The organism is Streptomyces sp. NPDC007901, from assembly GCF_042959465.1.
Classification (GTDB): Bacteria; Actinomycetota; Actinomycetes; order Streptomycetales; family Streptomycetaceae; genus Streptomyces.
Map to the genome: position 1 here is coordinate 391,763 of NZ_JBIBKW010000010.1, position 15,388 is coordinate 407,150.

The window sequence follows — 15,388 nt, forward strand, 5'->3', positions numbered from 1 at the left end:
AACGCAACCTTTTTGCCGTATGCGGGACGTGAGCGCACGATCACGTGCCGCTGTGTCCGGCCGGCTGCCTGTCGTGCGCCTGTCGTCCGTCCGGCGGCTGTCCGGAGGCTGGACGTGCGCGCCTGGCGTCGGTCCCGTTCGCGTAGATTGCTGCCACGCGCGACGAAGTGGGGACAGGACGTGGCAAGGGCAAGGCAGGCCGTGAGCGAGGCCCGCAGGATCGTCGTCAAGGTGGGTTCCTCCTCGCTTACCACTGCCTCCGGCGGCCTGGACGCCGACCGGGTCGACGCGCTCGTCGACGTCCTCGCCAAGAGCCGCAGCGGGGGAGAGAAGGAGATCGTCCTGGTCTCCTCCGGCGCGATCGCCGCCGGCCTCGCCCCGCTCGGGCTGCGCCGCCGCCCCCGGGACCTGGCCCGCCAGCAGGCCGCGGCCAGCGTCGGCCAGGGACTGCTCGTCGCCCGCTACGCCGCCTCCTTCGCCCGCTACGGCGTCCGCGTCGGACAGGTTCTGCTCACCTCCGACGACATGAGCCGCCGCGCCCACCACCGCAACGCCTCCCGCACCCTCGACAAACTCCTCGCGATGGGCGCTTTCCCGATCGTCAACGAGAACGACACGGTCGCCACCGACGAGATCCGCTTCGGCGACAACGACCGCCTCGCCGCCCTCGTCGCCCACCTCGTCCACGCCGACCTCCTGGTCCTCCTCTCGGACGTCGACGGCGTCTACGACGGCGACCCCAGCAGGCCCGGAACCTCGCGGATAGCGGAGGTGCGGGGCCCGCAGGACCTCGCGGACGTGGAGATCGGCAGCGCCGGGAAGGCCGGCGTCGGCACCGGCGGGATGGTCACCAAGGTGGAGGCCGCCCGGATCGCGGCCGCCGCGGGCATCCCGGTGGTCCTCACCAGCGCCGTGCACGCCGCTGACGCGCTCTCCGGGGGCGACACCGGCACCTACTTCCACCCAGCCGGCAAACGGTCCGCAGACCGCCTCCTGTGGCTTCAGCACGCCTCCACCCCGCAGGGCTCGCTCACCCTCGACGACGGCGCCGTCCGCGCGGTCGTCGAAGGCCGCAAATCGCTGCTGCCGGCAGGGATCGCAGCGGTGGAGGGCGAATTCAGCGCGGGTGACCCCGTCGAGCTGCGTGACGCCGAGGGCCGCGCGGTCGCCCGGGGGCTGGTCAGCTTCGACGCCAAGGAGATCCCGCAGCTGATCGGGCGTTCGACCAGGGAGCTGGCGCGCGAGCTGGGCCCGGCGTACGAACGGGAGGTCGTACACAGGGACGACCTGGTGGTCCTGTACCCGTAAAACCGGGCGTAACGACGGACCCCGGTGGGGGACGTTCCGTAAAACCGCCACACGAACCCTTGCGGCCTGCTCAACTTTGTCTCAGGACCACGTTCCGCACGAGCACAGCTGAAGGAGGCCGTCGTGAGACGAGTGCGCCCTGGGGCTGCGGCGTCCCGCGGTGCTCTGACGAGTGTCGCGGCCGGGGACACCTACGAGGAGCCGAAGGACCTGCCCCGCCTGTGGCACGTCACCCTTAGCGTCTGCGGTGCCGAGGTCCCGCTGCCGGAGCTGCGCCGTGGACTCGAACAACTGGCCCACGACCATCCGTTCCTCCTCACCAGTCGCTACGCCTGCGACCACGCCGAGATCCGCTACTGGGAAGAGGCCCGCGACCTCCACGACGCCGCCGCCGTCGCCCTGCGGCTGTGGGGCGAGCACCGGCAGACCGCCGGCCTGCCGGCCTGGGAGATCGTCGGTCTCGAGGTCATCGACCGCGCCACCTACCACCAGCGCATCGCCGAGGGCTACGGCCCGCCGCCCGCGACACCGGTCGGCATCCACCCCTTCTGAGAATCGTCCGATCCCCGTGCGACCCCGCACGAGCCCTGTGGGCATTGCCCCGTTTTGATCGCGTCTCGCGGTATGGGATACCGCGTGGACGGGCTCACGGAGCGCACTACCCTTCCCTCATGACGACGCTCTCGCCCTACGACGCCATGTCCCCGGTCACCCAGGCCGCCTACCGCGCCAAGGCAGCAGCCGCCGACCTCGCGCCGCTGCCGCGTGCGGTGAAGGACGACGCGCTGCTCGCCATCGCGGACGCGCTGGAGGTCCGTACGAGCGAGATCGTCGAGGCCAACGCCAAGGACATCGCCAAGGCCCGCGAGAACGGCACCAGCGAAGCCATCGTCGACCGGCTCACGCTCACCCCCGAGCGGATCTGCGCCATCGCCTCCGACGTGCGGGATGTCGCGAAGCTGCCCGACCCGGTCGGCGAGGTCGTCCGCGGCTCCACCCTCCCCAACGGCATCGACCTGCGCCAGGTCCGCGTCCCGCTCGGCGTCGTCGGCATCATCTACGAGGCCCGCCCGAACGTCACCGTCGACGCGGCCGCCCTCTGCCTGAAGTCCGGCAACGCCGTCCTGCTGCGCGGCTCCGCCTCCGCCTACGAGTCGAACACGGCGCTGGTGAGGGTCCTGCGGGACGCCGTCGGCGGCGCCGGGCTGCCTGCCGACGCCGTCCAGCTGGTGCCCGGCGAGGGCCGCGAGTCCGTCCACGAGCTGATGCGCGCCCGCGGCCTCGTCGACGTCCTCATCCCGCGCGGCGGCGCCTCCCTCATCCAGACCGTCGTCATGGAGTCCAAGGTCCCGGTCATCGAGACCGGCACCGGAAACTGCCACGTCTACGTCGACGCCCACGCCGACATCGACATGGCCGTCGACATCCTGATCAACTCCAAGGCGCAGCGGGTCAGCGTCTGCAACGCCGCCGAGACCCTCCTCGTCCACCAGGACATCGCCGCCGAGTTCCTGCCGCGCGCCCTGGACGCCCTCGCCGAGGCCGGTGTCACCATCCACGCCGACGAACGCGTCCTCGCCTACGCCAAGGACTCCAAGGCGACCGTCGTCGAGGCCGTCCCGGAGGACTGGGAGACCGAGTACCTGTCGTACGACATCGCCGCCGCCGTCGTCGACTCCCTCGACCGGGCCGTCGAGCACATCCGGCTGTGGACCTCCGGGCACACCGAGGCCATCGTCACCACCTCCCAGCAGGCCGCCCGCCGCTTCACCCAGCTGGTCGACTCCACCACCGTCGCCGTGAACGCCTCTACCCGCTTCACCGACGGCGGCCAGTTCGGCTTCGGCGCCGAGATCGGCATCTCCACCCAGAAGCTGCACGCCCGCGGCCCCATGGGCCTCCCGGAGCTGACCAGCACCAAGTACATCGTCACCGGCGACGGCCACATCCGCCGCTGACACCCGTACGGCCGCCGGCACCCGTACGGCCCAACGGCGGACGCCCACGGCGCACGGGCGCGCGGAAGGGCGTGCGGGCCCCCGGGGCGGGCGTGAGAGGCGTCTCACCGGGCCTATGAATTTCCATACCGTCTGCCCAAATTGACCCCCCAGGTCTACTCTGGATCCGTGCCGGAGGACGTGGGGGGCGCGCCGTTCCCTGACGGCTGGGAGCCCGACGACGACCATGACCACGGAATGTCGGACGAAGAATTCGACTCCGTGGTCTTCGACGAGGCCTTCGTGAAGGCGGCCGTGATCCACGAGCCGACCGCGGTCGAACGCCTCCTTGCCGCCGCCCAGGCCAGAGCCGAGGCCTCCGAGGCCGAAGCCCGCCGCGCCCACGCCAGAGGCGAGCGCTACGACGACGGCTACAACCCCGACGGTCCCGATTTCGGTCCGGGCGCCGATCTCGACGACCTTGACGACACCGACGTACTCGAAGACCGGTACGGCGCCGCCGGGACGTACGGCAAACACGTCCGCTGGCACCGACCCGTCGCCTGGGTGCTCGCCCTCGTCATGGGCATAGGCATGGTCGCGCTCGCCTTCGCTGCGGTCTACCGCGGCGCCTCCTCGGGCGGCAGCCGCGACCAGGTGCCCAGGCCCCCCTCCACCGGCCTGGAACAGGGCACCGCGGCGGCTCCCTCGGTGTCCGCCGACTACTCCCAGCCCGCCAAGTCGGCGGCCTCCGCGATCCCGCGCACCCCCTGAGCGGTCATGGCCGCCCTGGTGGCAGTCCTGGTGAGAACCTGTCAGAAGTTGTCGTGTAGCAGGGCGTTTACCTGAGGCTCCCGAGACCTACTCTGAAAGTATGGGCGGGCCTGCAGACCCACCTGAGGGGACACCCGAGGGCGGCCCCGTGGGTGGAGAGGACGAGTACCGATCCGTCGTCTTCGACGAGTCGTTCGTCCGTGCTGCCCGCCTCCAGGAGTCCTCCGCGCGCGAACGCATGACCGATCACGCGCCCGCCGTACGCCGCCGCCCGCCCCTGCGCCGGGGCCTCACCCGGCAGGCCCTGATCCTGGTCCTCCTGATCCTCGTCGCCTTCGGCACCGCGATCTACATGGGCGTCCGCCACCCCTACGGCACCGAGGAGGCCCAGCAGCCCGTCGAGCCCCTGCGGATGACCGTCATCCCGCTCGCCCCGCAGGGCAAGGTGCCCGGCGCCGCCGACGCCGAGACCCTGTTCGCACACAGCCCCGCCGCCCAGTACGGCGTGGGCGCCGAGGGGATACCGCTGCCGGTCGTCCGCAGCACCGCGCACTTCTCCGACAGCCAGGTCGTCACCGCCCTGACCACGGCCAAGGACTACCTCGTCCGCTCCTCGCTCTACCCCGAGGTCCTCGACAGCAGCCAGGTGCGGCCCGCACGGGTGCTGATCGACCCTGGCCAGCTCGACCAGTTCGACCAGAGCTTCGACCACCCCACGGCCGACGGCCGGCACGCCCCCACCGGATGGCTGGTCCGCTTCGACCCCACCCGGGCCGAGCTCGCCGACCCGAAGATCCGCGTCCGGGGCAACCTGCAGGCCACCGAGACCGACGCGGCGACCCTGGAGGTCACCGCCGACCACACCTTCGTCTACGCGCTGCGGCCCACCGGCGCCCCGGCCGGCTCCGAGGTCTCCCTGTTCACCGTCCGCCGCGAGCTGACCTTCCGCTTCGACCGCGACGACCTGCGCCTGCACCAGACCCAGCTGGTCGTCTCCTACGTCCAGGCGGGCCCGCTGTCCTGCGCCGAGGACAGCGCCAACCACCTCCACCCCCTGCTGGCCGGCGAGACGGCCAGGGCGGGCGGCCCGGCGGGCACGAACCCCTACGCCACGGACAGCGCCACCGCCCTGTGCGGGACCCTGGCCGCCGCGGCCGAGCCGAAGGTCTGACGGGGGAAGGCCTGACGGGAAAGGGAAGCCCAGCCCGCTCTCCTGCTCCTCGTCGGCTACTCCTCCTCGTCGTCGCGCGGGGGAGCGTCCTGCGGCTGTCCGTCCTGCGCGGGCGCACCCTTCGGCGGCGGTGCGCTGGCGAACCCCTCGAAGCCCCGCTTGACCCGCCCGCCGAGGCCGCCCGCCCCGCCCGCGATGTCCGTGACCAGCTTCATCAGCGGGTCCTTGGAGCTCTTCACATCGCTCGCGTAGCTCGCCGCGGACTCCTTGAACGAGTCGCTGACCGAGGTGTCCTTGTCCTCGGTGCGCCGCGCGTAGTGACCGTCCATGATCCGCTGGTAGTCACGGGACTCCGCCCACTTCTTCAGCTCGGCCGCGCGGACCGTGGTGAAGGGGTGCGAGCGCGGCAGCACGTTCAGGATCTTCAGCACCGAGTCGCGCAGGTCGCCCCCGGCCTCGTACTCCTCGGCCTGCTGCAGGAACGCGTCCACGTTCATCTCGTGCAGATGGTTGCCGCCCGCTATCTTCATCAGCCCGCGCATCGAGGCCCGCACGTCCTGGCCCACCAGCAGCCCCGCCCGGTCGGCGGACAGCTCCGACTTGCGGAACCACTCCCGCAGCGCCGTCACGATCGCCAGGACCGCCAGGTTGCCCAGCGGGATCCAGGCGACGCGCAGCGCCAGGTTCGTCAGGAACAGCAGGATCGTCCGGTACACCGAGTGCCCGGACAGCGCGTGCCCCACCTCATGACCGACGACCGCCCGCATCTCCTCCTCGTCGAGCAGCTCGACGAGCCCGGTGGTGACGACGATGATCGGCTCGTCCAGGCCGATGCACATCGCGTTGGGCTGCGGATCCTGGTTGACGTACATCGGCGGGACCTTCTCCAGGTCCAGGATGTAACAGGCGTCCCGCAGCATGTCGTTCAGGTGCGCGAACTGCTGGTCCGACACCCGCACCGAGTCGGACAGGAACAGCAGCCTCAGGCTCCGCTCCGGAAGCAGCCCGCTGAGCGCCTTGAAGACCGTGTCGAAGCCGCTCAGCTTGCGCAGCGCCACCAGCGCCGAACGGTCGGCCGGATGCTCGTACGCACGCGAGGAGATCCCCTGGAACCGCCTGCGCTGCCTGCTCGGCACGCGTTCGTGCCCGTTCTGCTCGTGGCCGTCGTCGGACATGTCATCCCCCATGTGCGTGAGTGTCTGCCGTGCCCCCGAGGCAGGGCCCAGCCTAGGCGGAGATACCGTGGACGGGCAGTACAGCCGAAGGAGTCCCCATGGAGCACACCCCCCCGGCCGCCTGGCTGACCCAGGCCGCGAGCGCCGCCCAGCAACAGGGCTCGGGCGACCTGCTCCGGGTCATCCTGATCGTCATGTTCCTGGGCTGCGGACTGACCGCCTGGTTCCTGCTGCGCGGGTACAAACAGAAGGACGACTGAACCAGCGGGATCGTTCCCCGCCCGGCGTGGCGCGGGAGTCCACCCGACGCGGGAGTCGGCCCAACGGAGGAGTCGGCGTGATCGCCGCCGGGCCGCCCGCATACGATGGGCCGACGTCTTTATCCCGTCCACACGCGATAGGTCCTGCCGCAGATGATGAATCTTCACAGCACCGCTGCCCAGTTGGTCACCCTCGCCGCCGAGGGCGAGGAGCACGGTGGCAACCACAACAGCCTCGACCCGCTCGTCACCGGTGGCAGCGCGTTCATCATCCTGCTGCTCCTGCTGTGGATCACCACCCGTTTCAACCGCGACCGCTGAGCCGGCCGCCGAGCCCGGCAGCCGTCCTCCGGGCGGGGCCCACGGGCCGGGCCGGTAGGGTCTGCACGCATGGGAGAGCAGGACATGCCTACCGGTCCGGCGCATGACGAGGCCGACACCGCCGACGACAGGGTGAGGACCCCGCGATACACGCCGGCGGGTCCCGCGCACACCGGCAAGCGCCGCCTCGGCGTCATGGGCGGAACGTTCGACCCGATCCACCACGGGCACCTCGTGGCGGCCAGCGAGGTCGCCGCCCAGTTCCACCTCGACGAGGTGGTGTTCGTGCCCACCGGGCAACCGTGGCAGAAGACCCACCGCGCGGTCTCGCCAGCCGAGGACCGCTACCTGATGACGGTCATCGCGACAGCCGAGAACCCGCAGTTCTCCATCAGCCGTATCGACATCGACCGCGGCGGCCCCACCTACACCGTCGACACCCTGCGCGACCTGCGCGCCCTCAACCCGGACGCCGACCTCTTCTTCATCACCGGCGCCGACGCCCTCGGCCAGATCCTCACCTGGCGGGACTCGGAGGAACTCTTCTCCCTGGCCCACTTCATCGGCTGCACCCGGCCCGGGCATCCCCTGACCGACCACGGCCTCCCCGAGGGGGGCGTTTCGCTGGTGGAGGTTCCCGCGCTCGCCATCTCCTCCACAGACTGCCGTGCGAGAGTCGCCAAGGGCGACCCCATCTGGTACATGGTGCCGGACGGAGTCGTGCGCTACATCGACAAGCGCGAGCTGTACCGCGGCGAGTGAGCCGAGAGGGGCACCGGTGAACGACCGATACGACGCGGGCTACGGAAGCGACCAGTACGAACTCGTCGGCTACGACGAGTACGGGCAGCCGGTGTACCGCCAGATCCCGGCCCAGCCACAGCAGCAGACGTACGACCCGTACGCCGGACAGGGCTACGGCTACGACCCGTACGCCGGCGGCGGACAGCAGACCGCGCCGTCGTACGACACCGGGCAGCAGGCGCCCGTCCACGACACCGGCCGGCAGCCGGCCGCGCCCGCCTACGACCCGTACGCCACCGGCGGGCACCCCGCCTACGACCCCTACGGGCAGACGGCCGGCAGCGGCCGGCAGCCCCGGGTCGCCGAGCAGACCGCGCACATCCCGCAGCAGGCCGGACCGGCCGACCAGTCCACCGGCCCCCGGCAGACCGAGGACGAACGGGACTACCACACCGGGCAGTTCGCGTTCGTCGAACAGCCCGACGGTGACTCCGAGGACGTCATCGACTGGCTGAACTTCACCGAGAACCGCACCGAGCGCCGCGAGGAGGCAAAGCGCCGCGCCCGCAGTCGCGTGATCGCCCTGGTCGTCGTCCTCGCCCTGGTCGCCATCGGCGGCGTCGGCTACCTCTGGTACGCCGGAAAGATCCCCGGCCTGTCGTCCTCCACCACCAAGGGCGGCACGACGACCTCCGCGGCCGCCCAGAAGCGCGACGTGATCGTCGTCCACCTGCACAACACCAGCGGTGGCGGCACCTCGACCGCGCTGCTCGTCGACAACACCACCACCAAGCAGGGCAGCACCGTCCTGCTGCCCAACTCGCTCGCCCTGACCGACGACGACGGCACCACCACGACCCTCGCCAAGTCCGTCGACGGCGACGGCTCCTCCGGCACCCGCGACCAGCTCGACACCGTCCTCGGCACCAACATCGAGGGCACCTGGCGCCTGGACACCCCCTACCTGCAGAACCTCGTCGAACTCGTCGGCAACATCGACATCGACACCAACGCCGACGTCCCCGACCCGGACGCCAAGAAGAAGGGCGAGGAGCCCCTCGTCCACAAGGGCAAGGACCAGACCCTCAGCGGCAAGGCCGCCGTCGCCTACGCCACCTACCGCGCCTCCGGCGAGGCCCAGAACGCCCAGCTGGAGCGGTTCGGGCAGGTCATGCAGGGCGTGCTGCGCAAGATGTCCTCCGACGCGTCGGCCGCCACGGTCACCGTGCAGACCCTCGCGCAGATCCTCGACCCGTCGCTGACCGACAAGGACCTCGGCTCCTTCCTCGCCAAGCTCGCCGACCTCGCCAAGGGCGGCGACTACAAGACCGCCCTGCTGCCGGTCCAGAACGACGGCACCCTGAGCGCCGAGACCAGCTCCAGCGTTGTCAAGGACATCCTCGGCGGCACCGCCAAGAGCCCCTCCGCGGGCTCCGCGGTACGGGTCTCCGTCCAGAACGCCACCGGCGTCAAGGACAACACCGAGAAGGCACGCGTGGTCCTCGTCAACGGCGGCTACACCTTCCTGGAAGGCGGTACGGCCTCCGGCACCCAGGCGACCTCCAAGGTGCTGTACTCCGGCGCCTCCGACAAGGAGAACGCCACCGAGGTCGCCAAGACCCTCGGCCTCGACGCCAAGGACGTGGTGAAGGGCACGGTCGGCTCCGGCGCAGACGTCTCCGTCGTCCTCGGCCAGGACTACAAGCCGTCCTCCTCCTGAGGCACCCGCCCACCGCACCCCACGTGACCCGGTAATCACGTGGGGTGCGCCCGGCGGTCCGTGAGACCCTTGAGGTCAAACGACCGCCGACGGAAAGCCACGCAGTGACCGCCACCGACCGTTCCATCGAGCTCATCACCGCCGCCGCGCAGGCGGCCGCCGACAAGCTCGCCCACGACGTCATCGCCTACGACGTCAGCGACGTCCTGTCGATCACGGACGCCTTCCTGCTGGCCTCCGCACCCAACGACCGCCAGGTCAAGTCGATCGTCGACGAGATCGAAGAACGCCTCCAGAAGGAACTCGGCGCCAAGCCGGTGCGCCGCGAGGGCGACCGCGAGGCCCGCTGGATCCTGCTCGACTACGTCGACATCGTCGTGCACGTCCAGCACAGCGAGGAGCGCGTCTTCTACGCCCTGGAGCGGCTCTGGAAGGACTGCCCGGAGCTCGAGCTGCCCGCCGACGCCAAGGCCACCCGCGGCAAGGCCGAGGAGCACGCCCGGCTGCAGGCCGCCGACGACGGCGAGCCGGGCGGGGAATGGTGATGAGCGCCACCGGAGAGGTGACCGACCGCAAGGGCCGCGGCCGCCGCATCATCCTGTGGCGCCACGGCCAGACCTCCTGGAACGTCGAACGCCGCTTCCAGGGCTCCACCGACGTCGACCTCACCGAGACCGGCATCGGCCAGGCCCGCCGCGCGGCCCGGCTGCTCGCCTCCCTGGGGCCCCACGCGATCGTCTCCTCGGACTTGAAGCGGGCCGCCGAGACCGCCGACCAGCTCGCCGTCCTCACCGGCCTCGACGTGGTCCGCGACGAGGCGCTGCGGGAGACCTACGCGGGCGTGTGGCAGGGCCTCACCCACGAGGAGATCATCGGCCGCTACGGCGACGAGTACGCCGCCTGGAAGCGCGGTGAGCCGGTCCGCCGCGGCGGCGGCGAACTGGAGACCGAGGTCGCCGACCGGGCCGCCCCCGTCGTGCTGCGGCACGCCGAGAAGCTGCCCGAGGACGGCACCCTCGTGGTGGTCAGCCACGGCGGGACCATCCGCACCACCATCGGCCGCCTCCTCGGCCTGGACTCCCAGCACTGGGAGAGCCTCGGCGGTCTCACCAACTGCTGCTGGTCCGTGCTCGGCGAAGGCGCCCGCGGCTGGCGACTCCTGGAGCACAACGCGGGCACCCTCCCGGAGCCCGTCCTCGGCGACGACGACTGAGGACCGTGGGACCACCGGGCCCGCCCCCGGGCCCGGATTTCACTTTCCGGCAGGTCGCAGGCTAAAGTTCTTCTTGTTCGCCCGCCGAGCGGAAAGACGGGAAGAACGCACGGGGCTATAGCTCAGTTGGTAGAGCGCCTGCATGGCATGCAGGAGGTCAGGAGTTCAATTCTCCTTAGCTCCACAGATCGACACTCCACACACTGTCGAGTTGTCAAAGATCGGTGATGAAATCCCGTCCCCATCAGAGGGCGGGATTTTCTGTGTTCCACTCCCGGATGATCCGGGCGGCCGCCTCGTCCGTCACCGGCCACAGCCGCTGCCTGCGCTCCCGCAGCGACGCCACCTTCTCCCGGGTCCGCTCGTCCTCCGGGGTGTAGACCACGATCCGGGACTCCGGCATCCCGTCGATCGACAGCGACTGCGAGGTCATCCGCAGCTCGCCCACCGCCTCATGACGGAACGTCTTCACCCGCGGCCCGGGCTGCGACACCGCACCGCTCGCCCACAACCGGGCGAAGAACGGACTGGCCTGGGACAGCGCGCGTATGAAGTCCTCCCAGGCCGGTTCCCCCACATGTCTGCCGTAGGAGGAACGCAGCGTCGCCACCATCATGGGCAGTTCACGCTCCCGGTGTGCCACCGGACAGGCGTCCTCCGCCACCGTGAACAGCGTCCACAACACGTTCGGCACGCCGATCCGCACCGTCTCCGGCACCAGGAACAGGTCCCGGTAGGCCGCGTTCGTGGCCAGCACGTCGTAGCGCGACGTGTACACCACCGCGAGCAGCGGATCGAGGGCGTCGATGATGCCCTGCACCTCCGCGCCGACCGACCGGCACAGCCCCTCGGGTGCCGGCGCGAAGGGCACCTCCGCCAGCCGGTACAGATGCTCCCGCTCCGGCGGGTCCAGCATCAGCGTGCGGGCCACCGCGTCCAGCACCTGCGGCGACGCGTTGATCGGCCGACCCTGCTCCAGCCATGTGTACCAGGTCACGCCCACGCCCGAGAGCTGCGCGACCTCCTCCCGCCTGAGCCCCGGAGTGCGCCGCCGCAGCCCCGGCGGCATGCCGACGTCGGCCGGTGTCACCCGGGCCCGCCTGGTGCGCAGGAACGCGGCCAGCTCCGGCCTGCGGCGGTGTGCTGTCGTCCCCATCGTCAGGTCCCCCGTCGTCACGTCATCCAGCGTGCGCTCCCGGCCCGCCCCCTGCCAGGTGCTGCCAGTACCAGCATCGGCGGGCTCTCGGCACCCGTACCGGCCCCTCGCCACGCTCGATGGCATGACGACGACATCCCGATCGGGACCAGGTCCCGCACCCGTTCCGAGCCCTGTGAAAAGTGAAGCACCCGGCACTGACAACCGGCCCCGACTGCTGCTCGCAGTCGTCCTCGCGGCCCTGTTCATGGCCGTGCTCGACGTCTTCATCGTGAACGTCGCGGCCCCCACCATCGGTTCCGAACTGAACGCTTCCGGCGCCGACTTGCAGCTGGTCGTCGCCGGGTACGCCATCACCTACTCCGTGCTGCTGATCACCGGCGCCCGCCTCGGCGACCGGCTCGGGCACGGCCGGGTCCACCTCGCCGGCCTCGCCCTGTTCACGGCGGCCTCGCTGGCCTGCGGACTGGCCCAGGGAGCCACCGAACTGATCGTCTTCCGGCTGGTGCAGGGCGCCGGCTCGGCGGTGATGATCCCGCAGGTCCTCAGCATCATCCAGCGCACCTTCACCGGCGAGGCCCGCATCCGGGCGCTCGGCGCCTACTCGGCGGTCCTCGCGGTCGGCGCCGCCGCAGGCCAGGTCATCGGCGGCGTCCTGGTCAGCGCGGACCTGTTCGGCACCGGCTGGCGGCCGGTGTTCCTCGTCAACGTGCCGGTCGGCGCCGTACTCCTCGTCCTTGGCAGGCGCGTCCTGCCGCCCGCCGCCGGATCCGGACCCGAGCGGGCCCGCGGCATGGACCTGCCCGGGCTGGTCCTGCTGGCGGCCGCCGTGTCCCTGCTGACGGTCCCGCTCGTGCTCGGGCAGGAGGAGGACTGGCCGCTGTGGTCCTGGCTGTCCCTGGCCGCCGCCGTGCTGCTGTTCGCCCTGTTCTGCGGCTACGAGTCCCGCCTGGCCCGGCGCGGCGGCGCCCCGATCGTCGCACCCCGGGTGCTGCGCCACCCCGGCATGGGGGTGGCCGTCTTCCGGATCCTCGCCGTCATGGCCGTCAACGCCGGATTCCTGTTCGCGCTCACCCTGCACGTCCAGAGCGGCCTCGGCTACAGCGCGCTGCGCGCCGGACTCACCTTCGCGCCGACCGCCGTCGTCTTCGGCGCGGTCGCGCTGACCTGGCGCCGGTGGCCCGCCTCCTGGCAGCGGTTGCTGACCCCGGCCGGGTTCGCGCTCGCTGCGTTGGGCGTGGCCGGCGTCGGGCTGGCCTTCCACGGGGGCGGCGACGGGGGCGCGTGGCTCTATGTGGCGTACGCCGGCGTGGGCGCGGGGCTCGCTCTCGCCTTCAGCCCCACACTCACTGGCGCCCTCGCAACCGTGCGCCCCGAGGACGCCGCGGACGCCAGCGGGCTCCTGGCGACCGTCACCCAACTCGGGCAGCTCATGGGCGTCGCCGCGTTCGGCACACTGTTCTTGAACCGGCTTGAGTCACTTGGGGGCCCGGAGGCGTATACCTCTGCGGAGGCGCTGTCAGCCTGCGCATGGGCGCTCGCCGCGACGGCGGCCGCGGGTGCCGTGTCCGGACTGGTACTGAGGCGTCGCTGACCGTATTGGTCCGGCCGTGGCAGAATCAAACGGCCGGAAGGGGGCGCGGCCCGACGGGAGGAGTAGCGATGCCTGCGAGCATCCTTGAGGAGGGCGGCCACCTCCTCGGTGCGGCGTTGATACGGGACACGATCACCCGCCTGCTCTGCCCTTCCTGCGGTTCCGTGCATGTGGCCCAAGTACTGGGCGACAACGGCGGGATCTCCTACGTGTGCACGGCCTGCGGCCACAGCTGGAGCTGATCGATGGGTGCACACAGGCGGAAGTGCGACTGGTGCGGTAGCGGCACCCCGATCGTCCGCGACATGGAGCCGATCAACCCCGACTACCAGTACTGGTGCGAGGAATGCGCGCGGGCGCTGATCATAAAAGGCGACCCGATCGAGACCTACCGTGAGCTGGAGGGCGAGCCGATCTACGGCCGTCTCCTAGAGGAGCACTGCACACTCAAGAGGTTCTACTCGTTCGTCACGGCCTGAGCGGGGCCCGGCCTCGGCAACGATGTCCGGGCGAGCACCAGGAACAGCACGCCGGTGGCGGTGTAGAGCGCCGACAGCGTCAAGTCGACACCGTTCTGACGCAGTTCGGGCCGTCCGAGTCCGTGCGGCACCCACCACAGGGCGTACGAGCAGAAGACCAGCGAGGTGCCCACGGCCGCCGCCCGTCGCCCGTGCGTCCACAGCAGCAGCACGACGGGCACGCACCACACCCAGTGGTGCGACCAGGACACGGGGCTGATCAGCAGGGCGGTCACCGCGCACACGGCCACCGCCCAGGCCCGCCGGCCGCGCAGCTCCGCCGTGATCGCCACCGCGAGCCCCAGGGCGGCCGTCAGAGCCGCCGCGGCGACCCAGAGGGCTCCCGGGTCGGGAGTGTGCAGCAACCGCGCCAGAACGCCGCGCAGGGCCTGATTCGCGGTCTCCTCGGCTCGCCCCACCCGGCCCGTCCGGAACACCATCCCCGTCCAGAACCGCCACGAGTCGTACGGCAGGACGGCCGCCGCCGACAGGGTCGCCCCCGCGAAGGCGGCGGCCGCCCCGCGCGCCTGCCGCAGCCACGGGCCCCCGTCCCGTCCTCCGAGACGCGCCACCAGGCCCGTCGCGAGCAGGAACACCACGAACAGGGCGGGCGTCAGCTTGACCGCCGCGGCGAGCCCGACACCCACCCCGGCCCAGCGGTCCGGGCGTTCGCCGGGACGACGTGACAGATCCCACAGGACCAGCGCGGCCAGCAGCAGATTGACCTGCCCGTAGCGCACGGTCGTCCACACCGGCTCGCACCACACCGCCACGGCCGCGACCCACAGCACACGCTCCACGCGCGCGTGCCCGACGAGCCGCATCGACAGCCCGACGAACACCACGAGAAGAACCAGGTTCCCGGCCGTCGCCAGCGTGCGCATGCTCGGGACGTCCAGCAACGTCAGGGGAGTGAACAGCAGTGCCGCGAACGGCGGGTAGGTGGACGGCAGATGAGCCGCCGTCGTACGCAGCGCGTAGAGATCGCCGCCCGCACGGACCGTCGACCCCTCCGCCCGGTAGACCATCAGGTCGATCATCGACACGTGCGCGGCCCGCTGCGCCACCCAGAACGCCGTGAACGACAAGAGGCACGCCCCGAGGGCCACCGGCACCCGGCGCCGGGTCTCGGAGAATGCGATCACAGTCACGAAGTCCGACACTAGCGCCCGTATCCGCACAGAACGGAAACGATTTGGTGGTGCACCCTGTCGACCGTGTAATGTTGGCGTCGCCGCCAGGGAAACCGGGCGGAACGCAAGCAAGGGGCTATAGCTCAGTTGGTAGAGCGCCTGCATGGCATGCAGGAGGTCAGGAGTTCAATTCTCCTTAGCTCCACAGAAGTCGAAGGCGGATCATCCGGACGGATGGTCCGCCTTCGACGTTGTCCCGAAAAAAGTTCAGCGCAAACAGTCCGCGTCGTCGGCCACGGTCTTTCTCGCGCTGTTTTCTTCTCACGGGCGTGGGGCGGGTCACCCGAAGTCGGGTGACCCGCCC

General features: G+C 70.9%; 17 protein-coding genes and 2 tRNA genes. 16 read left to right on the forward strand and 3 right to left on the reverse strand.

The features are described from left to right. Positions 1-201: 201 nt before the first annotated feature. The 5 genes from proB to ACFZDK_RS31465 all read left to right on the forward strand — a co-directional run bounded on the left by proB (position 202) and on the right by ACFZDK_RS31465 (position 5,190). Positions 202-1,308: a glutamate 5-kinase gene (proB, locus tag ACFZDK_RS31445; protein WP_390977323.1), complete on the forward strand. Its 1,107-nt coding sequence runs from the start codon at positions 202-204 to the stop codon at positions 1,306-1,308. A 123-nt stretch (positions 1,309-1,431) separates the two neighbouring features. Beyond that, on the forward strand, positions 1,432-1,860 hold the full coding sequence (locus ACFZDK_RS31450) for a hypothetical protein (protein WP_046733220.1): 429 nt from the start codon (positions 1,432-1,434) through the stop codon (positions 1,858-1,860). Positions 1,861-1,979: 119 nt separating this feature from the next. Further along, on the forward strand, positions 1,980-3,266 hold the full coding sequence (locus tag ACFZDK_RS31455) for a glutamate-5-semialdehyde dehydrogenase (protein WP_390977296.1): 1,287 nt from the start codon (positions 1,980-1,982) through the stop codon (positions 3,264-3,266). A gap of 168 nt (positions 3,267-3,434) precedes the next feature. Continuing rightward, positions 3,435-4,019, forward strand: a complete 585-nt coding sequence (locus ACFZDK_RS31460) for a hypothetical protein (RefSeq protein ID WP_390977297.1) — start codon at positions 3,435-3,437, stop codon at positions 4,017-4,019. A gap of 100 nt (positions 4,020-4,119) precedes the next feature. Further along, entirely contained in the window at positions 4,120-5,190 is a 1,071-nt protein-coding gene (locus tag ACFZDK_RS31465; RefSeq protein ID WP_390977298.1) for a hypothetical protein, read from the forward strand. A 56-nt stretch (positions 5,191-5,246) separates the two neighbouring features. Here ACFZDK_RS31465 and ACFZDK_RS31470 read toward each other — a convergent pair whose 3' ends face one another. Further along, positions 5,247-6,365, reverse strand: a complete 1,119-nt coding sequence (locus ACFZDK_RS31470) for a M48 family metalloprotease (protein WP_390977324.1) — start codon at positions 6,363-6,365, stop codon at positions 5,247-5,249. Positions 6,366-6,463: 98 nt separating this feature from the next. On the opposite strand from ACFZDK_RS31470, the gene ACFZDK_RS31475 reads away from it, so the two are divergent. The 7 genes from ACFZDK_RS31475 (at position 6,464) to ACFZDK_RS31505 (ending at position 10,807) form a co-directional block, all read left to right on the forward strand. Further along, positions 6,464-6,625, forward strand: a complete 162-nt coding sequence (locus tag ACFZDK_RS31475) for a hypothetical protein (protein WP_390977299.1) — start codon at positions 6,464-6,466, stop codon at positions 6,623-6,625. 153 nt (positions 6,626-6,778) lie between these two features. Next, a complete protein-coding gene (locus ACFZDK_RS31480; RefSeq protein WP_365683022.1) occupies positions 6,779-6,946 on the forward strand; it encodes a hypothetical protein in 168 nt (55 codons plus the stop codon). A 69-nt stretch (positions 6,947-7,015) separates the two neighbouring features. Further along, on the forward strand, positions 7,016-7,708 hold the full coding sequence (gene nadD / locus ACFZDK_RS31485) for a nicotinate-nucleotide adenylyltransferase (protein WP_390977300.1): 693 nt from the start codon (positions 7,016-7,018) through the stop codon (positions 7,706-7,708). 16 nt (positions 7,709-7,724) lie between these two features. Then, positions 7,725-9,410, forward strand: coding sequence for a LytR C-terminal domain-containing protein (locus tag ACFZDK_RS31490; RefSeq protein ID WP_390977301.1), 1,686 nt, complete (start codon positions 7,725-7,727; stop codon positions 9,408-9,410). Between the two features lie 104 nt (positions 9,411-9,514). Beyond that, positions 9,515-9,955, forward strand: a complete 441-nt coding sequence (rsfS, locus tag ACFZDK_RS31495) for a ribosome silencing factor (RefSeq protein ID WP_390977302.1) — start codon at positions 9,515-9,517, stop codon at positions 9,953-9,955. Continuing rightward, complete coding sequence (locus ACFZDK_RS31500; protein ID WP_390977303.1) at positions 9,949-10,623, forward strand: histidine phosphatase family protein; 675 nt, start codon at positions 9,949-9,951, stop codon at positions 10,621-10,623. The genes rsfS and ACFZDK_RS31500 overlap by 7 nt, the downstream gene beginning before the upstream one ends. Positions 10,624-10,734: 111 nt before the next feature. Continuing rightward, a tRNA-Ala gene (locus tag ACFZDK_RS31505) sits at positions 10,735-10,807 on the forward strand. A gap of 60 nt (positions 10,808-10,867) precedes the next feature. On the opposite strand, the gene ACFZDK_RS31510 is transcribed toward ACFZDK_RS31505, so the two are convergent. After that, a complete protein-coding gene (locus ACFZDK_RS31510; protein ID WP_390977325.1) occupies positions 10,868-11,779 on the reverse strand; it encodes a helix-turn-helix domain-containing protein in 912 nt (303 codons plus the stop codon). A gap of 124 nt (positions 11,780-11,903) precedes the next feature. Between ACFZDK_RS31510 and ACFZDK_RS31515 the strand changes: the two genes are divergently transcribed. From ACFZDK_RS31515 to ACFZDK_RS31525, 3 genes are all read left to right on the forward strand, one after another. Then, positions 11,904-13,373 carry an MFS transporter gene (locus ACFZDK_RS31515; protein ID WP_390977304.1) on the forward strand — a complete coding sequence of 490 codons (1,470 nt, stop codon included), beginning with the start codon at positions 11,904-11,906 and terminating at the stop codon, positions 13,371-13,373. Between the two features lie 68 nt (positions 13,374-13,441). Next, positions 13,442-13,615 carry a hypothetical protein gene (locus ACFZDK_RS31520; protein ID WP_107483215.1) on the forward strand — a complete coding sequence of 58 codons (174 nt, stop codon included), beginning with the start codon at positions 13,442-13,444 and terminating at the stop codon, positions 13,613-13,615. 3 nt (positions 13,616-13,618) lie between these two features. Next, positions 13,619-13,852 (forward strand): hypothetical protein, encoded by a 234-nt coding sequence (locus ACFZDK_RS31525; protein ID WP_006136074.1) that lies wholly within the window; start codon positions 13,619-13,621, stop codon positions 13,850-13,852. Here ACFZDK_RS31525 and ACFZDK_RS31530 read toward each other — a convergent pair. Beyond that, entirely contained in the window at positions 13,831-15,042 is a 1,212-nt protein-coding gene (locus ACFZDK_RS31530; protein WP_390977305.1) for a glycosyltransferase 87 family protein, read from the reverse strand. The two genes, ACFZDK_RS31525 and ACFZDK_RS31530, sit on opposite strands and share 22 nt — an antisense overlap. Positions 15,043-15,156: 114 nt before the next feature. Between ACFZDK_RS31530 and ACFZDK_RS31535 the strand changes: the two genes are divergently transcribed. Beyond that, positions 15,157-15,229: transfer RNA gene (locus ACFZDK_RS31535), tRNA-Ala, on the forward strand. Positions 15,230-15,388 lie beyond the last annotated feature (159 nt).

Excerpts from the sequence above, each read along its gene's own strand:
- ACFZDK_RS31515 (WP_390977304.1), top strand. The coding sequence starts at position 11,904 with ATGACGACGACATCCCGATCGGGACCAGGTCCCGCACCCGTTCCGAGC.
- ACFZDK_RS31510 (WP_390977325.1), bottom strand. The coding sequence starts at position 11,779 with ATGGGGACGACAGCACACCGCCGCAGGCCGGAGCTGGCCGCGTTCCTG.
- ACFZDK_RS31480 (WP_365683022.1), top strand. The coding sequence starts at position 6,779 with ATGATGAATCTTCACAGCACCGCTGCCCAGTTGGTCACCCTCGCCGCC.
- ACFZDK_RS31520 (WP_107483215.1), top strand. The coding sequence starts at position 13,442 with ATGCCTGCGAGCATCCTTGAGGAGGGCGGCCACCTCCTCGGTGCGGCG.
- ACFZDK_RS31475 (WP_390977299.1), top strand. The coding sequence starts at position 6,464 with ATGGAGCACACCCCCCCGGCCGCCTGGCTGACCCAGGCCGCGAGCGCC.
- ACFZDK_RS31470 (WP_390977324.1), bottom strand. The coding sequence starts at position 6,365 with ATGTCCGACGACGGCCACGAGCAGAACGGGCACGAACGCGTGCCGAGC.
- ACFZDK_RS31525 (WP_006136074.1), top strand. The coding sequence starts at position 13,619 with ATGGGTGCACACAGGCGGAAGTGCGACTGGTGCGGTAGCGGCACCCCG.
- ACFZDK_RS31465 (WP_390977298.1), top strand. The coding sequence starts at position 4,120 with ATGGGCGGGCCTGCAGACCCACCTGAGGGGACACCCGAGGGCGGCCCC.
- ACFZDK_RS31455 (WP_390977296.1), top strand. The coding sequence starts at position 1,980 with ATGACGACGCTCTCGCCCTACGACGCCATGTCCCCGGTCACCCAGGCC.
- ACFZDK_RS31500 (WP_390977303.1), top strand. The coding sequence starts at position 9,949 with ATGGTGATGAGCGCCACCGGAGAGGTGACCGACCGCAAGGGCCGCGGC.
- nadD (WP_390977300.1), top strand. The coding sequence starts at position 7,016 with ATGGGAGAGCAGGACATGCCTACCGGTCCGGCGCATGACGAGGCCGAC.